Source organism: Paenibacillus sp. oral taxon 786 str. D14 (assembly GCF_000159955.1).
GTDB classification, from domain to species: domain Bacteria; phylum Bacillota; class Bacilli; order Paenibacillales; family Paenibacillaceae; genus Fontibacillus; species Fontibacillus phoenicis.
This window is the reverse complement of the sequence record NZ_GG695979.1, coordinates 117960-123932: the sequence shown is the minus strand read 5'-3', so window position 1 is coordinate 123932 and position 5973 is coordinate 117960. Positions and strand designations below refer to the sequence as shown.

Below are 5973 nucleotides of genomic sequence, written 5' to 3'. Positions count from 1 at the left end.
GATTGTCTGCTCTAAAGAAAACCCATCCAATCATTATTAGTAATATGGCATAAATATGTTGAAATGGTAACCAGGTTTTTTTCAACAGATTACCTAATACAAATTTTTCAACAGCAATGATTACTCCAAAATAAATCCCCCAAACTATGAAGTTCCAACTTGCCCCATGCCAAATCCCAGTTAAGAACCATACTACAAACAGATTTCTAAGATATACCCATGTTCCCTTTCGGCTACCCCCTAAAGGAATATAAACATAATCTCTAAACCAACTTCCTAAAGTAATATGCCACCTTCTCCAAAACTCTGTAATATTTTTAGAGATATATGGGTAGTTAAAGTTGATAGGAAATTGGAATCCAAAGATCCTTCCTAAGCCGATTGCCATATCTGAATATCCAGAAAAATCAAAGAAAATCTGTAGTGTATACGCAGTTAAGCCAATCCAAGATAGAGAAGTAGAAATTGTGTCAGGTGACTTGGAAAAAATTTCATCAGCAACTAATGCTAATTGATTTGCAATTAGCACTTTTTTTGATAATCCAATTATAAACTGAATCGATCCTTGTGCTATTAAAGTGATATCTGCTTTTCGCTCCTTTAATTGCGCTGCAATAGATTCATAACGTACAATTGGACCTGCAACCAATTGAGGAAAGAATGAAATATATAAAGCTAAATGTATAATGTTTTTTTGAGGTTCAGACTCTTTCCTGTAAACATCAACAAGATATGATATAGATTGGAAAGTATAGAATGAAATTCCGATAGGCAAGGCGGGTGACGAATACGAAATTGTAATGTTAAAAATTTCACCTAAGTTTGATAAAATAAACCCTATATATTTATAATAAAGTAAAATACTAATGTTTATAAGAATAGAAAGAGTTAATGCGGTTTTTTTGTAAGTATAATTTTTATCAAATTTATTGATAAGTATCGCTAAGACATAGTTAATGACTATAGAAAATATCATTATTAAAATATACAAAGGCTCGCCCCATGCATAAAAGAAAAGACTAGAAAGCAATAGAAATAAGTTTTTCAACTCAGTTCGCACCAAAAAATATCCAATTATTACAATTGGTAAAAAAACATAAATAAATACTATATTGCTAAATACCATCAAGACACCCCTCTACATCGAATACCCTTGTCCACTGTAAAGTTTATACATGATCCTATATAACATTGGTGAACAAAAGGATAAGCCCAAACAAATAACCTGTTTAGATGAAAACAAGTAATACTTCATCGATTGAAAAAGCATTCTTCTACCTTTTCGTGTATCACCAGCTAACGAGAGATTATGCCCATACGAAAATAGAAACTGGGCTGCATATTCTGGCCCAGCATCTACAAACATTTTTTTATGCAAATTCCATATTAATTCATAACCTCGAATCATTTTACTCATGTCTGAAGAAATGCTATTTTCCGTATAATGAACCCTTACCAAAGGTTCATCAATCCATATGAATGGATAATAAGCTGACAACCTTAACCATAACTCCCAATCCTGAAATCTTGGCATTTGTTCATTAAAGCCACCTACTTTTTCAAGAAAGGTTTTGGGAATAAGGACAGTCGGTGTGGCTATAAAGTTCCCCAGAAGTAACTGATTATGTAAGTTTCCTTCTTTGGGAAGATTTACATATTTGCGACCTCTAGGTATATACTCCTCCGAACCATATTTATAGCGAATAAAACTCGAAAAAATAATAGAGGGGGATCTGTCATTAATAAGTTCTACCTGCTTTCTTAATTTATCAGGCTCCCAATAATCGTCACTGTCCTGAAAAGATATCCAATCCCCTTTAGATTGCCTTATACCAATATTTCTTGCAGCAGCCGCACCTACATTTTTATTCAAGACAATATGCTTTATCCGCTCATCTTCAAAAGATAAAATAATAGCGCTTGTGTTATCAGTGGAAGCATCATCCACAATAATTAATTCGAAATTTGTATAACTTTGATTTAGTATACAGAAGATTGAATTTTTTATCGTTTCTTGTCGGTTATAAACTGGCATAATGATGCTAATCTTGGGATTATGATTTGACACGTTATCCCCCCCTTTCACTAAAATAAAAATAATTTATTATGCTCTTACTACTTTATCTGAAGTAACACCACGGTACACTCCTCTAGTATCAACAATAAGAGAACTATGCTCTAAAATCATATTGTAATCAAAATCATCATGATCCGTACTAATTACAACGCAGTCCATTTGTTTTAAAACTTCTGGTGTTATATCAACCGAATTCAAATCAAAATGATGTTCCCTCATTTTAGGGAATCGTGGAAGATAAGGATCCGAGTAAGATATTCTCGCCCCTTTAGCACGCAAAAGTTCTAACAATTCTACCGAAGGTGACTCCCTAACATCATCGATATTCTTTTTATACGACAATCCAAGCACCAAAACTTGAGAATTCTTGACTGACTTCTCTGCTTCATTTAAAGCATCTGCAATCTTGTGAATTACCCACTCTGGCATTGAGGTATTGATTTCACCAGACAACTCAATAAATCGGGTATTCAGCCCGTATTCCTTAGCCTTCCATGTCAAATAAAATGGATCGATTGGGATGCAGTGTCCGCCAAGTCCAGGTCCTGGGTAAAAAGGAGTAAAGCCAAATGGTTTTGTAGCCGCAGCATCAATAACTTCCCAAATATCTATATCCATCCGATCAGCAATCATCTTCATTTCATTCACCAAACCAATATTAACCGAACGATAGATATTCTCTAGGAGTTTTGTTAATTCTGCTGCCTTCGTCGAAGTAAGCGGGATTACTTTGTCAATAATACTCTCATAAAGAGCAACGCCAACTTCTAAACACTCTTTAGTTGTACCGCCAACAACTTTAGGGATCGTTGACGTAGAAAAATTAGGATTACCTGGATCTTCCCTTTCGGGGGAATATACGAGGAAAAAGTCTTTACCAAGTTCTAATCCCATACTCGATATTCTAGTTGCTAATTCTTCATCAGTAGTGCCTGGATAAGTTGTACTCTCTAAACTCAGGAGTTGTCCCTTCCTTAGATAAGGTAGTATAGAATCCATTGTATTTACAATAAAGGAAAGGTCAGGTTCTCTGTATTTATTTAGAGGTGTAGGCAAGCAAAGAATAATTGCATCAACATCACTAATGACAGAAAAATCTGTGGTTGCCGTAAATATTTTTTGTTCAGAAACTTTTTTGATCTTTTCAGACGGAATATGTTTGAAATAACTAATTCCATCATTAATGTTCTGAGTTTTAATCTCATCAATATCGAAACCAATTACTTTTATATTATTATAGGCAAATGCCAAAGCAAGTGGGACCCCAACATACCCCATTCCAATAATACCAACAACACATTCTTTGCTTTTTATTTTCTCAATGAGTAAGTCTTTCATAATAAAATATCCTCTCCCAGCTTAATTTTGCCGCCGTAATACTTTTGAAATTTTTCTTTAACATTTTGATTAACCGGGCAAAGCTGACATGAATTTCCGAAGTGATTCGTCACTTTTTTGATACAAATTTCTATCTCATTAATCGATATTTTCCTGCTAAAAATCTCTTCAGTTACAAGTACACTGATCTTATTAACCTGCATAGAAGGAATATATTTTTGATTATGTTGAAATAATAATGAATTACCAATAATGAGATGCTTGCAAGATATTCGTTCTCCATAAACTAGCATTTGTACATTTCCATGATCAATTAAATTTCGTATGCTATCGCAAATGTTAGAATTCGTAGAATTATAATCATAATAATATACTTGAATTATCCCAATGTTGACTCCTTCATTCGACATCTTCTGAATCATACCCAGTAGATATTCATTTTCATCTCTAAAATCAGATGCTATAACAATATCAAAGGTTCTATACTCATTTAGATTCCCACGTTCAGGCATTAACGGATTAGGGACTGGAAAAGGTCTATTTATTTGGGGAAACTCATATTTTAATTTAGTGGAGGATTTATGGAATCTATTGAAACTATCAAAATACTCCTTACGAGCTCCATAAAAAAAACCATTAAATCCGAAATATCCATTATCCGTTAATGAACCTGAAGATACCCTTGACAAAGAAAGTATACACGTTTTGAGATTAACAATGGATTTATCTCCATGTACTTTTCTTATTCTTCGAATAAACTCACTATCAGCACCAAAACGAACACTATCCCAATAACCAACAGAACTTAAAATTTCGCATCGTCGAAACATTAGGGAAGAGAAATTATTTGAAATATAGCAGCCAACCTTACCTTTTCTTACAAAATCCAAGTTCTCAGTTATTCGAGATGTTTCAGATGTATTTCCCAACACTGAGGGATTATCAATTAAATGCAAAATTTGTTTTTCAAGTTTTTGCGGATGTGCCCAATCATCAGCATCTTGACAGGTAACAAATTCACCCGTTGCTATTTTTAACCCTAAATTTCTAGCAACATAGGTTCCGCTATTTGTCTCTGCTCTAATCAATATGACTCTATTGTCAATAGATGCATATTCCTTAACTATGGAGACTGTGTTATCAGTACTGCAATCATCAACAACAATTAACTCCAGATTTTTCCATGTTTGGTTAAGTATTGATTCTATAGATGTTCTTATTACTTTTTCTGCACAGTATGTGGGCATAATTACTGATATTTTTCTGTTACTGTATTGATAATTATTATTAAATGATTTTAAGCTATTGAAAGAATTCTCATTTTCATCTTCTATCAGTGTCACCTTAGAGTAATTGTTTTGCACTAGAACTTTGTTAATCCAACTCAATTTTAACGTTGGATCATCTTCTAAGTTAGCAGCTGCTAATAAAGAGTTCATATCCTTCGCATCTAGTGCCATAAGAAATTGTACTTTCTTTTTCGCCTCATGGATTCGACCCAAAATTTTCAAACATTCTACTTCTATTATCGTCGCTTTTTTTATTGTATCTTCTTTACTGGTATTATTTAGTACAAAGGGAAGAATAGATAACGCTTTTTCCGCATCCTCCTTAGTTCCCTGCCCGCCATGCCATACGAATAATTCCCAAGCTGCTTTGAGTTTTAATTTTAAATTATAATTATCATTGGTAAAAATTCCCCATAGTTCTTGAACAGCTTCTGCTTCAAAGCCATAGGAGTATAATTTCTGTTTTAATATCTTTACATAATTATTTGGTAAAGAAGTGTATTCAAAATCTTTTTTTCGTTTATTATTTCTTATAAAAAAAGACATGTATCGCAATGGGGCAGTAATCTTCCACGAATGGCTGTTTTTAAGTTGTTGTAACTTTTCTAATTCATTTTTTTTAACTTGTTCACTTTTCTCGTATTCCTCTTGTAATCTTACAACTTGGGATTCAAGAAGCCTTAATTGATTTTTTAGTATATTTTCCTTCTCTAATTCATGTTTAATATTTGAATTAAGTTTGTTAAGTAAGCCTTGCAGTTTCTTTAGTTCTTCTTCTTTTTCATTAATATTTATTTTATCCATATTAACCTCCTATCTCTTTTTGATTTTTCCAAAAAACAATCTCAAAGGTTTTGTTACTTCCCATGAACTACTAGAAAGTATTTCGTGTTTTTGTTTTTTATATTTAGCAATCATATCTTTATTAATCCCGCTTTTTTTCTGTAGATTTTTCATCGTTTCCTTCTTATCGTTTATTTTTTTCAAATACTTAGTTTGCCGCTCAATAATTTCCTTCTGGGTTATAGTTGCTAATTCAAGTTCATTTTTGAGATTAAGAATTAATGTATTTAACCTTTGCTCGTAAGATATAGAAAGCAATTTATTTTCAAGATCTTCTAGTTTATCTTCTATTCTTTGGTTCCTTTTTAATATCTCACTAAGATATGAATCTTCATTGTACATACTTTTGGTCATATTGTTTATTTGATCTGCATACTTTCGAGTGCTATTTACATTAAGAATTTCGGATTTTAAATGATAATAACA

At 32.6% G+C, this 5973-nt stretch carries 5 protein-coding genes; all 5 read right to left on the bottom strand.

The window, feature by feature from the left end; translation table 11 throughout:
- On the bottom strand, nt 1–1126 hold a 1126-nt coding region (locus tag POTG_RS13660; RefSeq protein ID WP_009225418.1), incomplete at its 3' end, for an MBOAT family O-acyltransferase.
- Between the two features lie 12 nt (nt 1127–1138).
- Complete coding sequence (locus tag POTG_RS13655; RefSeq protein WP_009225417.1) at nt 1139–2068, bottom strand: glycosyltransferase family 2 protein; 930 nt, start codon at nt 2066–2068, stop codon at nt 1139–1141.
- Nucleotides 2069–2104: 36 nt separating this feature from the next.
- Nucleotides 2105–3415 carry a nucleotide sugar dehydrogenase gene (locus tag POTG_RS13650; RefSeq protein WP_009225416.1) on the bottom strand — a complete coding sequence of 437 codons (1311 nt, stop codon included), beginning with the start codon at nt 3413–3415 and terminating at the stop codon, nt 2105–2107.
- Nucleotides 3412–5508 carry a glycosyltransferase gene (locus tag POTG_RS13645; protein ID WP_009225415.1) on the bottom strand — a complete coding sequence of 699 codons (2097 nt, stop codon included), beginning with the start codon at nt 5506–5508 and terminating at the stop codon, nt 3412–3414. The genes POTG_RS13650 and POTG_RS13645 overlap by 4 nt, the downstream gene beginning before the upstream one ends.
- A gap of 9 nt (nt 5509–5517) precedes the next feature.
- Nucleotides 5518–5973, bottom strand: a 456-nt coding sequence (locus POTG_RS22745) for a hypothetical protein (protein WP_050769767.1), incomplete at its 5' end; no start/stop codon positions are given.

What these genes read in the sequence shown, in the direction of transcription:
- POTG_RS13650 (WP_009225416.1), bottom strand. Translation starts at nt 3,415, where the DNA reads ATGAAAGACTTACTCATTGAGAAAATAAAAAGCAAAGAATGTGTTGTT.
- POTG_RS13645 (WP_009225415.1), bottom strand. Translation starts at nt 5,508, where the DNA reads ATGGATAAAATAAATATTAATGAAAAAGAAGAAGAACTAAAGAAACTG.